Source organism: Klenkia sp. PcliD-1-E (genome assembly GCF_024124375.1).
Taxonomy (GTDB): Bacteria; Actinomycetota; Actinomycetes; order Mycobacteriales; family Geodermatophilaceae; genus Klenkia.
The window spans coordinates 48,900-66,555 of sequence record NZ_JAMXRZ010000004.1; the positions used below are offsets into that span (position 1 = coordinate 48,900).

A 17,656-nucleotide genomic window follows, 5' to 3' on the forward strand; every position below is an offset into this window, starting at 1 on the left:
AGACTGAATCGCACCCGACGACGGCCGCACCGGGATGCTGCTCGACGTTGAACAGGCCAGCGCACATCGGTTCTTCTCCCTCCCCCCGTAGTCGATTGCACCCGCGCATGGGTGAGCCCGATCTATGGTTCGCCCTGAGCAGCCCGGCGGCTGGAGTGGCAGGCCGCTGGCGGGGCCAGGTCGGCCGCGTAGGGCGGGGGCGGCTTCACGTGTCGGAATCACCCTCCTGATGCGCGTCACGCGTCTGGCGGGGTACCTGTTCCCAGGGTGTGGCGTTCGGGCGCGACGGACCTCCGTCCCGCTGGACGCCGCAGCGGACGCACGTGGCGCGTCATCGCCGGTGCGCACAGATCGATGGCCACACTGCCGCGGGACTGCTGCACGTCCCGCGCGGCGCGAGCCGGATGAACATCTGGTGACGCCGGACGACGGCCGACCCGGAGGGCTCCGGTCACCGGTTCTTCACCTGCTGCCCGCCTCGGTGTGGGTGCCGGTTCAGTCGCGCACCGCCTACTTCAGCCGGGCCCACCGCACCGGGTCGCGGGATCCGGGCGATGCCCCTTGTGCGCACGGGAGAAGACGACGTGAGGACCACCCTGGTACGGCCGGCGGCCGTGCTCTTCACCGCGGCGATGGCGCTGACGGCCTGCGGTTCGGACAGTTCGGGCAGCGGTGGCGGCGGGGACGCCGACGCCGCGTCGGCGACCTCGCTGGCCGACTTCGGCGACATGGACGCCCTGGTGGCGGCCGCGCGGGCCGAGGGCACGCTGAACGTGATCGCGCTGCCGCCGGACTGGGCCAACTACGGCGAGATGCTCGACACCTTCTCGCAGAAGTACGGCATCGAGATCAACTCGGTGAACCCCGACGGCTCCAGCCAGGACGAGCTCAACGCGGTCACCAGCCAGCGGGGCCAGGACCGCGGTCCCGACGTGCTGGACCTGGGCACCTCCTTCGCGCAGCAGGCAGCCGCCCAGGACCTGCTCGCCCCCTACCAGGTGGCCACCTGGGACGACATCCCCGACGACCAGAAGGAGGCCTCCGGCCTCTGGTACAACGACTACGGCGGCTACGTCTCGATCGGCTGCAATGCCTCGGTCGTGACCACCTGCCCGACCAGCTTCGAGGAGCTGCTCGACCCGCAGTACGCCGGCCAGGTCGCCCTCAACGGCAACCCGACCCAGGCCGCGGCCGCCTTCGGCGGCGTGTGGGCCGCGTCGCTGGCCAACGGCGGCAGCCTGGACGACATCGGCCCGGGCGTGGACTTCTTCCGCCAGGTCAAGGAGGCCGGGAACTTCAACCCGGTCGAGGTCACCCCGGCCACCATCCAGTCCGGGGAGACCCCGCTGGCCATCGACTGGGACTACCTCAACGCCGCGCTGACGTCCGACCTGGCCGACCAGGGCGTCACGTGGGAGGTCAACGTGCCCACCGACGGCCTGTTCGGCGGCTACTACAGCCAGGCCATCAGCGCCTTCGCCCCGCACCCGGCCGCGGCGCGGCTGTGGCAGGAGTTCCTCTACAGCGACGAGGGCCAGAACATCTGGCTGGCCGGCGGCGCCCGCCCGGTCCGGCTGCCGGTGATGGAGCAGGCCGGCACCGCCGACGCCGAGTCCCTCGCCGCGCTGCCCGCCGTCGAGGGCACCGCGGAGTTCCCGACCCAGGAGCAGAACTCCGCTGCCCAGCAGGTCGTCGCCAGCCGGTGGAACACGGAGATCTCCGGCTGAGCACCGACCTCGGCACCACCCCCCGCACGACCGCAGCGGTCCCCCGGCGCCCCCGGCGTCGGGGGGCCCTGCCCGCGGTGCTGGGCACCCTGCCGTTCTTCCTGCTCGTCGGGCTGGTGCTGCTGCTGCCCGTCGTCGTCCTCGCGGTCGAGGCGTTCCGGGTCACCGACCCGGTCACCTACGACGACGTCTGGTCCACCTCGGCGATCACCTCGGTCACCTCGGGCGCCTACGGCCGCGCCTACCTCGGCAGCCTGCAGCTGTCCCTGATCACCGCCGCGCTGGCGACCGTGCTCGGTCTCGGGCTGGCGGTCGCGATGCTGTCGGTCCGCCGCGGCCGGCTGCTGCGCCGGCTGCTGCTCACCGCGTCGGGGGTGCTGGCCAACTTCGGCGGCATCCCGCTGGCCTTCGCCTTCATCGCCGCGATCGGACAGCAGGGCATCCTCACCGCCCTGCTCGCCCACATCGGCATCACGGTGGGCACCTCGCTGTACTCCACCACCGGCCTGGCGCTGGTCTACCTCTACTTCCTGGTACCGCTCATGGTCCTGACGATCACCCCGGCCCTGGAGGGCCTGCGGCCGCAGTGGCGGGAGGCCTCCGACGTCCTCGGCGGGTCGGGCTGGCAGTACTGGCGCCGCGTCGGCGGCCCCGTCCTGCTGCCCTCGGTGCTGGGGGCGTTCGTCCTGCTGTTCGCCTCGGCGTTCGCCGCCTACGCCACGGCCCGCGCGCTGGTCGGCAGCAGCATCCCGCTGGTCACCCTGCAGATCGCCGACGCGCTGTCCTCCAACGTCCTGGTCGGCTCGGAGGCGCAGGGCAAGGCACTGGCGCTGGGCATGGTCGTCCTGGTGGGTGCGGTGATGCTGGTCTACGGCTGGCTGCAGCGCCGGGCGAGCCGGTGGTCGGCGTGACCGCCGTCGACACCGCGGCCGGGCTCGGGGCGGCCGTCGCCGTCGACCCCGACCCGGCACCGGCCGGACGGCGGGCCCCGCGACGCCCCGGGTTCCGGGTAGCCCGGGCCTTGCTGTTCACCGTGCTCGGGCTGTACTTCCTGGCCCCGATCGCGGCGTCGGTGGCGTTCACCGTCCGGGACCGCGGCACCGGTGGGCTCACCGCCCGCTGGTACACCGGCATCCCCTCGGCCGACGGGTTCGCCGAGACCTTCGGCCGGTCGCTGGCCCTCGGCGCGCTCACCGTGGCGGGGACGCTGCTCCTGCTGCTGCCCACGGTCGTGCTGGTGGTGCTGCGGCTGCCGCGGCTGCGCCGCACGGTGGAGTTCCTCTGCCTGCTGCCACTGGTGCTGCCGCCGATCGCGCTGGTCGTCGGGGTGCGCAGCGTGCTGTCCTGGGCGCCCGACTACTTCTACGGCACCCCGCTGGCCGATGCGCTCTTCGCCCTCCAGGAGCCGGACCTGCCCTGGATCCTGGTGCTGGTCTACGTCGTGCTGGCGCTGCCGTTCGTGCACCGCGCCCTGGACGCCGGGGTGCGTGCGGTCGACCTGCGCACGCTGACCGAGGCCGCCCGCAACCTGGGCGCCTCGTGGCCGCGGGTGCTGCTCACCGTCGTCGTCCCCGCGCTGCGCACCGCGGTGCTCAACGCCGCCTTCCTCACCCTGGCCCTGGTGCTCGGCGAGTTCACCATCGCCTCGCTGCTGGGCTTCCGCACCTTCCCGACCTGGATCGTCGAGATCTCCGGCTCCTCACCGCAGCTGTCGGTGTCGGTGTCGGTGCTCTCCCTGCTGCTCACCTGGGGGCTGCTCGTGCTCATCTCCGCCCTGGACCGCCGCCGCACCGGGACCGCGCCGTGACCACGGCACCCGCCCGGCCGGCCGCGGTCGCCGAGCTCCAGGAGCGGGCCCCGGCCGACGTCGTCCTGTCCGGGGTGACCCGCACCTACGGCACGACCACCGCGCTGGACGCCCTGGACCTGCACGTCGCCGGCGGGGAGTTCCTCGCCGTCCTCGGGCCCTCGGGCTGCGGGAAGACGACGGCGCTGCGGGCGATCGCCGGGTTCGAGCTGCCCGACGCCGGGACGATCACCGTCGGCGGGCGCGACGTCACCACCGTCCCGCCGAGCAAGCGGGACATGGGCATGGTGTTCCAGGCCTACTCGCTGTTCCCGAACATGACCGCCGCGGACAACGTCGCCTACGGCCTCGCCGTCCGGCGGCGCGGGCGGGCCGAGCGGCGCACCCGGGCCGCGGAGCTGCTGGAGCTGGTCGGCCTCGCCGACCGCGGCGACCGCTACCCGCACCAGCTCTCCGGCGGCCAGCAGCAGCGCGTGGCGCTGGCCCGCGCGCTGGCGGTGGCCCCGCAGGTGCTGCTGCTGGACGAACCGCTGTCGGCACTGGACGCCCAGGTCCGCGTGCAGCTGCGCGACGAGATCCGGCGCATCCAGATCGAGCTGGGGACGACGACGATCTTCGTCACCCACGACCAGGCCGAGGCGCTGTCGGTGGCCGACCGGGTCGCGGTGCTGCGGGCCGGGAAGCTGGAGCAGGTGGCCTCCCCCGACGAGCTGTACTCCCGGCCGGCGACCGGGTTCGTCGCCCGCTTCGTCGGCACCACCAGCGCGGTCCCGGCGCAGGTGCGCCCCGACGGCCAGGTCGACCTCCTGGGCACCAGCCGCCCGGTGGCCGGTCAGGCACCCGCCGGCCACGTGGTCGCGTTGCTGCGGCCCGAGCAGGTGGTGCTGCGCCCCGACGCCGGCGGACCGGCCCGGGTGGTCACCCGCACGTTCTCCGGCGGCACCACCCGGGTCACCGCCGTCCTGCCCGACGGCACCGAGGTCGCCGCCGACGTGGTCAGCACCGAGTCCACGGAGCTGGTGCCGGGCACCGCCGTGCAGGTCACCCCGACTGCCCGGCCGGTGCTGCTCGTGCCCGCCGCGGAGGCGTGATGGAGGCCGAGCAGCGGGTCCAGCTGGCGCTGTCGGTCCCGCTCGTCGCGGCACTGGGGGTGCAGCTGCTCGACCCCGCCCGGCCCTCGGCCGGGGTGTGGCTGCCGGTCGGGTCGCTGTCGGCCAACGGGGCCGGCGGCGCGCACGCCTCGGCGCTGTCCGCGGTGCTGGAACTGGCCGGCTACCTCGCCCTGGCACCGGCCCTCGCCGACGACGAGCACGCCGTCTCCCACGCGGTCGCGCTGCAGCTGATCGGCCCCGCCCCGGCGGGCAGCCAGGTGCGCGCCACCGGTCAGCTCGACCGCCGAGGCCGCCGGAGCGCCTTCGTCACCGCGGTCGCCCAGGTCGACGACGTCGTCGTCGCCCGCGCCCAGATCACCAAGACAGTCGTGCCCTGGGGCTGAGCCGGCGGACGGGGTAGCAACGCCGGGTGTTCGTCTGCCGACAGGTACGCCCCGCCCGCCAGCGGGCAGACCAGGGTCATGACGACGGCATGGTTCGAGGAGCGGCCCGGGTCCACCACCCCGGTCGAGGGGACACCGACGCGCAGCCGGAGGATGCGAGCTCCGGAGCCGCGGACGGCCAGCTGCCGACGATCGACGAGGACGGCGCGGCCGTCCGAAGTCCTACTTGCTGTTCTTCGCTTTCTTGCCCGACTTCTTGCTGCCCTTCCCGTCGGCCTGGGCCCCGTCAGCGTTCTTCGACTTCTTCTTCTCGCCAGTCTTGCCGCGGGCCTTCTGCACGGCGTTCTTGGCGTCCGCACCGGGGTCGGCCTTGTCGGGTTCGATGGAGGCCGGGACCGTCTCCGTGCCTGCCGCCTGCTGCTCGTCCTCGTCGACCGATGTCGAGCGCAGCGAACTCGATGCGTTGTCGGCCTCGGTCAGCAGAGCTCGGAACGCCGTCCCGGCCCGGAACACCGGGACCGTCGTTGCTCTCACGTCGACCGACTCACCGGTACGAGGGTTCCGTGCCGTTCGGGCCGCGCGCTCGCGGCGGTCGAAGGTGCCGAAGCCGGTCAACGCGACCCGCTCACCGCGGGCCACGCTGTTCCCGATCTCTTCCAGGACGCCGTTCACCGCAGCGACGGCCGTCGCACGATCTCCGCCGAGACGCTCGGTCAGCTTGCTGACCAGGTCGGTCTTGTTCAACGCGCTCTTCCCTCTGCCGCCGGATGCCGAGCTGGCCCCGGCGAGAACGGACAGCGTCCACCCAAACTGCGGCCACCGCGACTCGGCGATCGGCGGTGAGATCCGCTCGGCCGCATGTCCCGTCAAAGCCTTGCAGAACACGGCCGACACACCTCCTGCACGCCGGGTGACACCCACGGACCCTTGACGAGCCCTGCGGTGTTCGTGATGACGGTGCACAAGCTCACCACCGGGGATGGGTACACCTACCTCAGCAAGCAAGTGGCCGCGCAGGACGCCGACGGCCCAGGCGTCGGCGGTCTGTCTGCGTACTACACGGCCAAGGGAGAGTGTCCGGGCCGGTGGCTGGGCCGCGGCATCGAGGCCCTCGCCGAGGAGGGTCTTGGTCCGCAGGTCACCGAGGCGCAGATGCGGGCATTGTTCGGGGAGGGGTGTCACCCCGACCGCGACCGCATTGCCGCTGCGTTGACCACCGCGGGAGCGACTGCGGTAGAGGTCGAGCGGGCGACCCGGCTCGGCGCCCCGTACCGGGTCTACGCCGCGGCCGGTGAGTTCCGGCAGCGGTGCTCGGTCGCCTACCGCGAGCACAACGCCGCCCACGGCGAGGCCCGTGGCACACCCATTCCGGCGGACGACCGGGCCCGGATTCGGACGTCAATCGCCACGGAGATGTTCTCCGAGACCTACGGCCGGGCGCCGCTGAACCCCCGGGAGCTGTCCGGGCACCTGGCGCGGATCTCCCGCCAGTCGACCACCGCGGTCGCCGGCTACGACCTGACGTTCAGCCCGGTCAAGAGCGTCTCGACGCTGTGGGCCATCGCCCCACCCGAGATCGCCGCGGTCATCGAGCAGGCCCACGACGACGCCGTCCGCGACGTCATCGGCTGGCTGGAGGAGCACGCCACCTACACCCGCACCGGCCGGCACGGCATCGCCCAGGTCGACGTCCACGGACTGCTCGCCGCAGCCTTCACCCACCGCGACTCCCGCGCCGGCGACCCGGACCTGCACACCCATGTCGCCATCAGCAACAAGGTCCAGACCCTGGTCGGCGGGCGCTGGCTGGCCCTGGACGGCCGGCCGATCTACAAGAACACCGTTGCCGCCTCCGAGCGCTACAACACCCGCATCGAGGCCCTGCTCACCGAACGCCTCGGGGTGCGCTTCGCCGAACGCCGCGACGGAGACCCCAGCAAGCGTCCGATCCGGGAGATCGTCGGGATTGACGGTCCCCTCCCCCGCCTCTGGTCCTCCCGCCGCGCCGCCGTCGACACCCGCCGCGCCGTCCTCACCGCCCAGTTCCAAACCGACCACGGCCGGCCACCGACTACGCGGGAAGCCATCCAACTCGCTCAGCAGGCCAACTTGGAGACCCGGGACGACAAGCACGAACCCCGATCCCACGCCGAGCAGCGCGCTACCTGGCGCGCCGAAGCCCTGGTCGTCCTCGGAGACGCCGATGGGCTCACCCGGTACGTGGACGGCGCCCTGCACCCCGCGCACCGATCGGCCCCACCGGCCATCACCGACCAGTGGGTGCACGAGGTCGCCCGTGCCACGGTCGACCGTGTGGCCCTGACCCGGGCCACCTGGGAGGAACCCCACCTTCGCGCCGAAGCCGAACGGCGAGCCCGGCAGGCCGGCGTCCCCCACGTCGAACTCGACACCACCGTCGACCGGGTCGTCACCCGCGCCCTGTCACCCCCGTTCTCCCTGCGCGTCACCCCCGACCGGGACGACGGCGAACCGGATCCGCTACGCCGCGTCGACGGCGCCTCGGTGTTCGAGGTCGACGGCGCCGGCGTGCACACCTCGGCGACTGTGCTGAACGCCGAACGGCTGATCATCGACGCCGCCGGACGATTCGACGGACACGTCACACCGACGCACCCACTGCACGTGGCCCTGGAGAACGCAGACCTGCCGCTGAACACCGGGCAGACCGACTTCGTACGGCAACTGGCGACCTCCGGCGCCCGGGTCCAGGCAGCCCTAGCTCCCGCCGGTACCGGCAAGACCACCGCGCTCGGCGTCCTGGCCGCAGCCTGGCGAGCCGGCGGCGGCAGCGTCATCGGGCTGGCTCCCTCTGCCGCAGCAAGCGCCGTTCTGCGTCACCAGCTCGCCGACACCACCGACACCGTCGCCAAGTTCGTGCACTCCCTCCGCACCGGCGCGGACACCCCCGACTGGCTTGAATCCCTGGGGCCGGACTCGCTGATCATCGTCGACGAAGCGGGCGCCGCGGCCACCGGCGACCTGGCCACTGTCGTCGATGCCGTCGTGGCCGCGGGCGGATCGGTGCGGCTGGTCGGGGACGACCAGCAGCTGGGCGCCATCGGCGCCGGCGGCCTGCTCACCGACCTGGCCCGCACCTACGGCGCCGTCCACCTCACCGAGGTCGTCCGGTTCACCCACGCCGACACCGGCGCCCCCAACACCGTCGAGGGCACGGTCTCCCTGGCCCTGCGCGACGGCGACCCGGCAGCGCTGGCCTACTACGCCGACCGCGGCCGACTTCACGTCGGCGACCTCGGCACCTGCCTGGACCAGACCTTCCAGGCCTGGGCCAGCGACCGGGCCGCCGGTCAGGACGCGCTCATGCTCGCCCCCACCCGCGACCTGGTCCGCCAGCTCAACGAACGCGCCCGAGCCGAACGCCTCGCTGGAGAAGGCCGGCATGGCCGCGAGGTCGCCTTCGCCGACGGCACCGCGGGATCCGCGGGGGACGTCGTCATCACCCGACGCAACGACCGCACCCTGGCCAACGGCACCTCAGGCTGGGTCACCAACGGCGACCGGTGGACAATCGCCGCCGTCCGCCCCTCCGGCGCCCTCGACGTCGTCCACACCCAGACCGCGGCCCTGGTCACCCTGCCCACCGACTACGTCGCCGCCCACGTCACCCTCGGCTACGCCAGCACCGTGCACGGCGCCCAAGGCGTCACCGCCGACACCAGCTACACCGTCATTGCCGGCACCGAGTCCCGCCAGCAGCTCTACGTCGCCCTCACCCGCGGCCGGCACACCAACCACGCCTTCGTCACCGTCACCGGCGACGGCGACACCCACAGCGCCATCACCCGCGAGGGAGTCCTCCCCCCGACCGCCATCGACATCCTCGCCCGCATCCTCGACCGGGACACCGCACCCCGGTCGGCCACCACCACCGCCGCCCAGGCCGCCGACCCGGCGCTGCAGCTGGCCGGCGAGGTCGACCGCTACGTCCACGCCCTGGCCACCGCCGCAGAAGACCTGCTCGGCACCGAAGCCATGACCGCCATCGACGACGCCGCCGAAGCCACCCACCCCGGACTGACCGACCAACCCGCCTACCCCACACTCCGCGCCACCCTCGCGCTCCGCGCAGCCGCCGGGCACGACCCCGCCGCCGACCTCCAGCACGCCACCGACAACGACCGGGCCCTCGACGACGCACGCGATCCCGCGGCCGTCCTGGACTGGCGCATCACCACGGGGCAGAGCGAGGGGTCGAGAGGCCCCCTCCTCTGGCTGCGCTCGATCCCCGAGACGCTGGAGAGCGAGCCGCGGTGGGGCGACTACCTCACCAGCCAGGCATTCCGCGTCCGCGACCGGGCGTCGCAGGTCGCGAACTCCACTGCAGGTTGGACGGCCGCCAGCGCACCGCCGTGGGCACGCCCGTACCTCGATGACGCCGACCTCGTGCGCGAGCTCGCCGTCTGGCGAGCCGCCGCCGGCGTCGAACCCTCCGACCCGCGCCCCACAGGAGACCCCGCGTTCACCGCGGCCGAGGCTTCAGTCCAACGAGAGCTAGACGAACGGGTCCGCGCCCACCTCGCCGGAACGACGGCTGACATCCTCCGGTGGGCGGACCGTCTCCGCGGCGCGGCCCTGCACATGAGCGAGGACGCGTTCTGGCCCGTGCTCCTGGACCGCCTCACCGACCAGCGCCTCGACGACCCCACCGGCCACCACCTTGTCGACGCGGCAACGAGGGCACCACTGCCGGATGAGTTGCCCGCCGCAGCCCTCTGGTGGCGACTGCTCGAACACCTCCCCACACATGCTCAACTCCCCCGCGCCGTGTACCCGGACCCAGCCGAGGATCGGGCTGCTAGCCCATACGACGCCACCTCCTCGACGGAACCCGAGGCGCAGCCCGGGGAGCTGACACGTAACCGCGTGCTGGAGCTGAACCGGCTCGCGGCTGAGCTCTACACCCGCAGCTACGACGGCTCATGGGCTCAGGCCTACCTCGTCGATCGACTGGGTGCGGACCCCACGCAGACCACGCCCCACCTCATCGGCTTCGCCCCGAAGGGCTGGACCACCCTGGTCGACCATCTCCGCAGCAGCGGCGCCACCGACGACGAATTGATCGCAGCGGGGTTGGCGTCACGCGCGTCCACCGGGCGGCTCATCGACCGCTTCCGAGACCGGGTCGTGTTCGCCATCCGCGACCAGGACGACATCGTCGGCTGGATCGGCCGCTGCCACCCCGTCGCCGACCACACGCCCCACCCAGGGGTCCCCAAGTACCTGAACACCCCCGAGACCGCGGCATTCACCAAAGGCGAGCACCTGTTCGGCCTCACCGACAACCAGCCATCGATCACCCAGGGGTCAACCCCGGTCTTGGTCGAAGGACCCATCGACGCCCTCGCGGTCACAATGACCGGAGACGGCCGGTTCGTCGGCGTGGCCCCACTGGGCACCGCCTTCACCGACCGTCAGGCTGACCGCCTGCGCACCGCCGCGCCCGACGAGCGCCCCCGGATCATCGTTGGCATGGACGCCGACCACGCTGGTCGCCGGTCTGCGGAAGCCATCTTCTGGCGCCTGAGCGAAGGGTGCGAGACCAGGTCCCTGCACGTACCCGACGGCGAGGACCCAGCCGGGCTGCTGCACGACGCAGGGCGCGGCGTACTGCTGACCGCCCTTGAATCGCCGTCGGGTCTCGCCGACATGCTCGTCCGCAGTGCCATCGCCGATTGCAGTGACCAGCTGAACACTGTCGAGGGCCAGGTGGACGCAACACGGCGGGCAGCTCGGATCATCGCCGCGGTGCCCGTCGATCAGTGGCCGGCCCTGCTCACCCAGGTGGTCGCCGGAACAGGCATCGCCCCAGACATCGCGCTGACCGAGGTCCTCGACGCGGCGGAGGTGCGGCGGCCGGCCGGTGGAGCGGCGGCCCGCAACGCTTCGCGCGAGGCCGGCGGAACCCACGCTGCCGTGCCGATCCACAAGTCGACACATCGACAGCCCGCCCCTGTCGGCCAGGCGGCCGCGCACCCGCGCCTACCTTCCCCCGCTCGGGGGCGATGACCGCTGAAGTCCCACCAGCACGACCGCGCGGAGGTCAGACCGCCGCGCCACTAACGGTGCTGGCGTACCGGCTCCGGGCCGGCCAATCCTGGTGCCGTCCAGACCTGCACGTGGTCTCCCCCAGGCGATCCAACATCCGATCGCTGAAGGTCGGGAAGGCGTACCGGTTCCACTCCTCGGTCGGTTGAGGCGACGCAGAGGCCTCAGCCCGCCACCGCAGGACGGCCAGCACCGGGAGCTCGCGGGCGATGTGGGGGTGGTCCCTCCAGCACGACGGCACCAACTGCGCCGGCCGCCAAGCGAACTCGTGGTTGATCCACAGCACTACGTCCTCGCACCACGCCCAGATCTCCGCTGCGAGCTCCGCCGTGCAGGACGCCGGCTCCCAAGGCCGCTCCATCTCAGCGACCGCCGAGGCCGGGAACGCCTTCCCCTCCCGGCCCTCCATCCCCTGCAGCAGGTCCAGCGCAGCGAGGACGCCGAGGGGTGGTGGCGGGAAGGGCAGCACCACCATCAGCTGGTCGTGGGTGGATCGAGGGGGGTCATCCAGTGCGCCCGGGAGTACGCGAGCGCCGCAGCCGTCCGTCCGCCGCCGTCCGCTTCCTGACGCCTGGCGCGGTCGACCTGCTGCCGGGCCGCAGCCAGCTCCTCGGCGAGCCGCCGTCCGTCCGCGCCGTCCAGGCAGCGCTCCAGACGCGCGATGATCGGAGCGGTGGTTCCTGCGATCACGACCGCGTGGCGCTCGGGCACGGTGCGGAAGTCCCCCGGCCGGAGCACACGGACGTCCTCGCCCGACCGCGACGACCCCACTCCCCCGGGCCCGTCGGTGATCGTCCTCCGGCTGACCCGCACGTCGTCGAGCAGCTCTGACAGCTCCCGGTAGAAGGTCACGTCCTTGCCGCCGCCGAAGACGATCAGGTTGTTCGTCAGGCCGAACAGTGACCGGGCCTCGTCCTCGCCGTAGGCGACCACCATCTGCTTCCACGTCTGGGTGGCGTAGATGAAGGAGAGGCCGAGGGCGCGCTCGTTGGCCATCCGTACGCGCAGGGTCGGCAGCGGTGCCGTCGAGGGCAGCTCGTCCAGGCAGGCGAGGAAGGACGGCGTGATGCGGCCGTGCGGGGACCTGGTCGCGAGCTCCAGCGCTGTGTCGAGGACGTGCTCGGCGACGGCCGTCATGAGTGGCGCTGCGGAGGCGTACGGGTCTTCTCGTCCGAGGAGGTAAATCGTGCCGTCCCGTCGGACCAGGTCGGCGAGGTCGGTCGCGGGTCGGGCCGGCCCCGGGACGCAGCGTCGACGCACGTCCGGCTGGAAGAACAGAGCCATGGCTTGCTGCACCGTCGTGACCGTGTTGCCGACCGTGTCGGGGCTGCCCCGCAGTGCCCCGAGCAGCAGCCCGTCCCAGAACCGGGCGGCTTGCGGGTGCTGCTGCAGGATCTCGGCGGGCTGCTCAGCCGCGACCGGGTTCGCTACCCACTCCAGCACGTGGTCGAGGGTGCGGCCGGTGAGTGCGGCCGCGTGCAGGAAGCCCTGCAGCACCTTGGCCGTCTCCGCTGCGTAGAAGCGCGCAGCTGAGTCTTGCCTGCCGCCGGACACGGCACCGCTGACCGTGCCGGCGGAGAAGGCCTTTGCGCGTCGCTCGGCCGTGCGCGGGTCGACGCACCCTGCGACCGGGTCCCACACCAGTTCCGGGACACCTGGCGCCGACCCGAACGGGTCCAGGACGGCGACCGGCCGACCGGCCCCACCGGGCACCGCAGGTCGTTGCCGCCGAGCCATGGTGAGCAGCAGGTCGTCGACCTTCGTCAGCGTGGCCAGGGCCCCACCCCGGTGGGCGAGCATGGCCGGAGCGAGGAGGTCCAGCGTCTTGCCGGAGCCCTGCTCACCGAAGACGCCGGCGGTCCGGTCGAACCGGCACCACAGTTCCACCCCGGACGGGACGGTGGATCGTCCGATGCGCCATCCGACGTCCTGCGGGTCGCAGGTCGGGCGGTGGAGCATCAGCGAGACCTCGTCGGTCCGGCTTGCCGGGCCCTGCCGAGCAGCACCTGGCGGGCCGCCTCTCGGCTGGCCGCGTCGAGGGCGCCGGCCGCGGCCGGCCTCGTGAGCATCTCCTGGTTGGCCGCGAATGCGCGGCGAGGGAAACCCGGCGGGTGGGTGTCGTCCACCCGCACCGCGACCGACAGGGACAGCAGGCGCGCGTTGTGCAGCGCTCCGACGACGGGTTGGAGATCCGCGGCGTTCGCCCGCACCATGCCGCCGGGCTGGTAGCCCCGGAGGTAGGCGGCCGCCCGCTCCTCTCGAGGGGGGAGGTCGCGGGCGAAGGCGACCAGGCTGCCGTGGTCGGCCCAGGAGCGGACGGTGCGGTAGAGCAGCTGGACGGCGAGCGTGGGCATGTGCTGGGCAGCTGCCGCCACTGCCTCTCGTGCAGCCGGCCGGGCAAGCAGCTGCTCCGGCGGCACGGAGGTGAGAGCCCGGTGGACAGCACCCGCTGCGAGAACCGACGGTGGTGCGTCCGGATGCGGTCGCCTGCTTCCGTCGTCGTAGGGCCGAAGGACGTCCTGGACGGCTCGCCACGCGGGCGCGGCCAGATGGCCGGAGCCGCGGGTGGAGGAGGTGTCCAGTCGCTGCGCGAGCGATGTGATCGTCTCGGCCGACACGCAGTACGCCAAGACCTCGGCGACGGTGGGCAGCGGAGCGGTGGCCCCCGTCGCCTGGAGGATCACGGCGACGGCGTCCGGCACCTCGGCGACCGAGGTGCCGACCAAGGCGTTCGCCGGACTCGGCAGGGGCCGGTCGAGGAGTGCGGCGTCGCTGACGGCGGGGGGCTCCAGCGCCGCGTCCTGCTGGACGACGAGCGACCACCGCAGGGTCTGGTGCACCCACTGCGACGCTTCCCCCTCCGGTCCGACGAGGACGGCGGCCAGCGAGTGGGCCGCATCGGCCAGACCGACCGCGACCGCCCACCGGGAGGACACCGTGCTGTGCGCGTGCAGCACGGCCAGGCTGTCGGCAGCCGCGGCGGACAGCTCGGCCATCCGGCCTTCCCCGACGGGTGCGTGCCGCGCCAGCTCGCTGCACCCGGTGGCCAGCGCAGCGACGTCACGCTCCCTGCGGTGCCCGGACTCCGACGCCAGGCCGTCCTGCCTCAGGTGCTCCAGGGCTCGGCCCACGTGGCCGAGCCCGGTGGCTGCGTCGGCCTGCGCCGAGGGCGTGCGACCAGACCGCTGGGCGACGTCCACCAGATGGTCGAGCAGCTGGCCGAGTGAGGTGGCCATCAGCGCACCGCGATCAAGGCTCGGCGGGCATGCCGGGCAGCCTCGACCACCGCTGGCTTGGCGAAGTCCTCGAAGTCCAACTCTCCCAGGGCGCGCAGCGCCCGGGTGATGAGCACGTCAGGTCCGGGGTGGTCCGGTACCGGCGGTACGGGGCCGGTAGGCACGCCGAGCGCATGCAGGCCGTCAGGCTGTGCAGAGCCATGGATCGACTCGCCAGCCGGTGTCGGGCCGCGGTGGCGAGCAGTGCGGCGGCGAGGACGACGGCCTCGGGTGCCGTGTGGGCGCGGTCCTTCTGGTGCATGGGTTCTCCTCGGTCGGGGATGGAGCTCGACCGTGCGGTCTCTCTCCCCGTCGCCGGGTGCAGGTCTCGGAAGCTGTGGACAGGTGACACAGCCGTCGTCCCTGTGGACGGGGACTTGCGGTGTCAACGCCTGGTGAGATCCGGCCTGATGACGGGTCGGGCGGCGCGAAGTGCACCAGTGCCGAGTGCGCGTCGGGCCTGCGCTCGGGTCGCGAACCCGGTCTTCTGACCACCGAGCCCGAGCCGGTGGCGTAGCAACCGGGCACCCAGCAGGCACCCGACGCAGAGCAGGAGTTCGCTCAGGGCGACCAGCAGGTACGTCGGAACGGGCCCGGCGACCCGTGCGTGCAGCCCTGGCGGGTACCCAGCAGCTGGCGCGCCTCCGACCAGCCCGACGACGGCCGAGCTGATGTCCCGGGCCGTGGCCGGCCACACCCAGCCGCCGCCCCACAGGGCGGCCGCGACCCCCACCCCGACGAGGGCCGCGCACACGACGCCCCCGACCACAGTTGTGACGACCACGAAGGCCACCTCCCAGCCGCGGCCGACGGGTTCCGGGTCCCGGCGTCGAACGGGAGCGCTCACCCGATGTGCCGAACGGCGACGACCTGACCGGACCACCGACTGGCCTCGGTCACGATGACGGGGACGCCGACCATCGGGGCGTGCACGAGGTAGAGGTGCCGGCCGTCCTCCTGGTCGACGTAGCCCGCCACCATCCCGACGTGCCCGGGCCGGAGGGCGGTCCCGCCCGAGCCCGGGATCATGACAAGGTCGCCGGCCACGGCCTCGGTCAGGTTTGTGGCGCTCGGGATCCCGTGCCCGGTCTGGGCTGCCGCGTTGTGCGGCAGAGCGACCCCGGCCGCTGCCCACGCAGCCATCGTGAGGCCTGAGCAGTCGAAGGAGTCGGGCCCTGACGCGGCCCAGACGTAGGGCTTGCCGAGCTGCGCCAGGGCGTACTGGACGGCCGACACACCTTGCGGTGTTCCGTTGATCACGAGACCCGGCGGGATGGTCGTCGTCCCGGTGGTGTTGCCCCCCATCGGGCCGACGAACTCCCCCGCCGGCACCGCCCCGCCAGCACCGGGGCAGACCGGTGCGGGCGACCCGCCCGCCTGCCCTGTCGAGCTGCTGACCGTGGGCCAGATCTGACCGACGACCTGCTCGGCGAGACCCAGGTGGAGGGCGTACCGGTCGGGATAGGCGGAGATCTGCACCGCCTGAGCGGCGTCACCCATGGGCATCGACTCCCACGCCGGCAACTCGACGAGCCGGTCCAGGAATGCCTCCGTGGACCTCACCGGGTCGATCGCCACGGCTTCGGTGTAGATCGACACCCGCTGCTGGAACAGGCCCTCCGAGTCGTGGTCGGTCTGGACAGCCGAGTTGATCAACCTGGATTCGGTGTAGGCGGTCGCCACCGCGATGAGGGCCGCGCGTACTGGAAGCTGCCGATCAGCGACGACCGACACGATCGTCCAGGCGTGCCCCATCTGGTCGGCGTCCAGCTCGACGCCGTCCATGGACTGACCCGTGCCGGCCCCCGCGCACAGACCCACCGACGGCTCGGCCGAGGAGGCGCCGCCACCGGTGAGCACCAGCACGAGCGCCGCCACGAGGGACAGCACCGGCACGACGGCGACGGCCACGGAGGTCCCGACCCGGTGGGAGCTCACGTCGGCACCGCCTCGGCCGGGCGGGACAGCGCCTCGTTCGTGTTGGTCAGCGCCATGTCCACCGAGGTGCGGACCGTCTGGACCTTCGCGACGTGGCTGCCGACCATCCACAGGGCCCGTCCGCGGGCGGCCGCCGCCCAGTCGGTCACGATCCGCTCCGCCATCGGGCTCAGCCCCAGCAGGCCGGACAGCTCGTCGCCGATCTGCTCGTCCTGACCGAGCAGGACCTTCGTGGCGCAGAGATGGAGGAGGTCGCGGGCGATGGCGACTGCCTGGCTGTCGGCGTCGCCGACGGTCAGCATGTCCGACGGCTTGTGCGCCACCACTACCTGGATGCAGCCCTCGTTCCGAGACAGACGGAGGTCGGCGTCCAGGGACTTGACCGCGTCGGGGCCCAGCCGCATCTGCTTCCAGCACTCGTCTCGGACGACGATGCGCAGGTCGCCTGGTTCGGCGAGCTGGGTCATCGCGCGGCCCCAGGAGTTCAGGCAGGTGAGCGCAACCCCGATGGCGTGGTCCCCCAGGGGCTCGAGTCTCGACAGGGACAGCGACTGGATGGGGGCGCGCCAGTCGACCTGCACGGTGGTGGGTGCGTCGAACAGGCCGGCAAGGTGCCCGGTGACCAGGGCGCCCAGTGCGTCACGCACCGACCGGGTGTCGTCCAGGAAGTGCTGCCGGTCGGCGTAGCGACAGGACTCCACCAGTTCGTCGTCCGGCGCTCGCAGGGCGTGCCAGAGGTCGGGAATGGTAATCTCCCGCATGCGGTCGGCTCCGCTGCTGTAGCCGGTGACCTCGCGGAGGACCTGGCCCACCGCGGTCTCCGCGGTGGGCCCGAACGGCACCTGCTGGGAGCCCACCAGACCGCGGATGAGGAGCAGCCACCGGGCAAAGACCATGGCAGCACGCCGCTGGGCCTCCGCCCTCGGCAACCCGCTCCAGTCGTTGCCGAGAGGGCCGAAGTCCAGCGGGTTGATCCGGGCCGGGAGTCCGTGCCCGACCGCGTGCGGTTGCACACCGAGCGCGCCGCACAAGGGCGCGTACTCGTCCTTCACGTCACCGAGGACCAGCGTTCGGTAGCCGTAGGCCATCTGGCGCAGGGCAAACATCTTGATCGTCCCGGACTTCCCGCGGCCCGGCGCACCGAAGACGATCATGTTGGGATTGGTCACCCCAGCCACTCCGTTGAGGGTCCAACCGATCGGGTCGGCCGCGAACGCCCCGCCCGACAGGTGGTCGATGCCGAGCAGCGCTCCGGACGCCGACAACCCGTTCCCGGCGATCAACGGCCAAACCCCGCCGACCTGCTCGGTGGTCATCCGGTACACCG

At 72.6% G+C, this 17,656-nt stretch carries 12 protein-coding genes; 6 read left to right on the forward strand and 6 right to left on the reverse strand.

The window, feature by feature from the left end; all coding sequences use genetic code 11:
• The first annotated feature begins 584 nt into the window (after positions 1-584).
• From NH342_RS01960 to NH342_RS01980, 5 genes are all read left to right on the forward strand, one after another.
• Positions 585-1,727, forward strand: coding sequence for an ABC transporter substrate-binding protein (locus NH342_RS01960; protein ID WP_253010718.1), 1,143 nt, complete (start codon positions 585-587; stop codon positions 1,725-1,727).
• A 77-nt stretch (positions 1,728-1,804) separates the two neighbouring features.
• Positions 1,805-2,638: an ABC transporter permease subunit gene (locus NH342_RS01965; RefSeq protein ID WP_253010720.1), complete on the forward strand. Its 834-nt coding sequence runs from the start codon at positions 1,805-1,807 to the stop codon at positions 2,636-2,638.
• Positions 2,635-3,534, forward strand: a complete 900-nt coding sequence (locus NH342_RS01970; RefSeq protein ID WP_253010722.1) for an ABC transporter permease subunit — start codon at positions 2,635-2,637, stop codon at positions 3,532-3,534. The genes NH342_RS01965 and NH342_RS01970 overlap by 4 nt, the downstream gene beginning before the upstream one ends.
• Positions 3,531-4,625 (forward strand): ABC transporter ATP-binding protein, encoded by a 1,095-nt coding sequence (locus NH342_RS01975; RefSeq protein WP_253010724.1) that lies wholly within the window; start codon positions 3,531-3,533, stop codon positions 4,623-4,625. Before NH342_RS01970 ends, NH342_RS01975 begins: the two co-directional genes overlap by 4 nt.
• Positions 4,625-5,029 carry a PaaI family thioesterase gene (locus NH342_RS01980; RefSeq protein WP_253010726.1) on the forward strand — a complete coding sequence of 135 codons (405 nt, stop codon included), beginning with the start codon at positions 4,625-4,627 and terminating at the stop codon, positions 5,027-5,029. The genes NH342_RS01975 and NH342_RS01980 overlap by 1 nt, the downstream gene beginning before the upstream one ends.
• A gap of 222 nt (positions 5,030-5,251) precedes the next feature.
• Here NH342_RS01980 and NH342_RS01985 read toward each other — a convergent pair whose 3' ends face one another.
• Positions 5,252-5,914, reverse strand: coding sequence for an HU family DNA-binding protein (locus NH342_RS01985; protein ID WP_253010728.1), 663 nt, complete (start codon positions 5,912-5,914; stop codon positions 5,252-5,254).
• Positions 5,915-5,956: 42 nt separating this feature from the next.
• Here NH342_RS01985 and mobF point away from each other — a divergent pair, with 42 nt between their 5' ends.
• Positions 5,957-11,077, forward strand: coding sequence for a MobF family relaxase (mobF, locus tag NH342_RS01995; RefSeq protein WP_305884817.1), 5,121 nt, complete (start codon positions 5,957-5,959; stop codon positions 11,075-11,077).
• Positions 11,078-11,111: 34 nt separating this feature from the next.
• Here the strand turns inward: mobF and NH342_RS02000 are convergent, their stop codons facing one another.
• From NH342_RS02000 to NH342_RS02020, 5 genes are all read right to left on the reverse strand, one after another.
• Positions 11,112-11,591 carry a hypothetical protein gene (locus tag NH342_RS02000; RefSeq protein WP_253010730.1) on the reverse strand — a complete coding sequence of 160 codons (480 nt, stop codon included), beginning with the start codon at positions 11,589-11,591 and terminating at the stop codon, positions 11,112-11,114.
• A complete protein-coding gene (locus tag NH342_RS02005) occupies positions 11,591-13,075 on the reverse strand; it encodes a type IV secretory system conjugative DNA transfer family protein (RefSeq protein ID WP_253010732.1) in 1,485 nt (494 codons plus the stop codon). Before NH342_RS02005 ends, NH342_RS02000 begins: the two co-directional genes overlap by 1 nt.
• Entirely contained in the window at positions 13,075-14,352 is a 1,278-nt protein-coding gene (locus NH342_RS02010; protein ID WP_253010734.1) for a hypothetical protein, read from the reverse strand. The genes NH342_RS02005 and NH342_RS02010 overlap by 1 nt, the downstream gene beginning before the upstream one ends.
• Positions 14,353-15,234: 882 nt before the next feature.
• Entirely contained in the window at positions 15,235-16,329 is a 1,095-nt protein-coding gene (locus tag NH342_RS23835) for an NlpC/P60 family protein (protein ID WP_308200600.1), read from the reverse strand.
• Entirely contained in the window at positions 16,326-17,645 is a 1,320-nt protein-coding gene (locus NH342_RS02020) for an ATP-binding protein (protein WP_308200601.1), read from the reverse strand. The genes NH342_RS23835 and NH342_RS02020 overlap by 4 nt, the downstream gene beginning before the upstream one ends.
• Positions 17,646-17,656: the final 11 nt, after the last annotated feature.

What these genes read in the sequence shown, in the direction of transcription:
- NH342_RS01980 (WP_253010726.1), top strand. Translation starts at nt 4,625, where the DNA reads ATGGAGGCCGAGCAGCGGGTCCAGCTGGCGCTGTCGGTCCCGCTCGTC.
- NH342_RS02000 (WP_253010730.1), bottom strand. Translation starts at nt 11,591, where the DNA reads ATGGTGGTGCTGCCCTTCCCGCCACCACCCCTCGGCGTCCTCGCTGCG.
- NH342_RS02005 (WP_253010732.1), bottom strand. Translation starts at nt 13,075, where the DNA reads ATGCTCCACCGCCCGACCTGCGACCCGCAGGACGTCGGATGGCGCATC.
- NH342_RS02010 (WP_253010734.1), bottom strand. Translation starts at nt 14,352, where the DNA reads ATGGCCACCTCACTCGGCCAGCTGCTCGACCATCTGGTGGACGTCGCC.
- NH342_RS02020 (WP_308200601.1), bottom strand. Translation starts at nt 17,645, where the DNA reads ATGACCACCGAGCAGGTCGGCGGGGTTTGGCCGTTGATCGCCGGGAAC.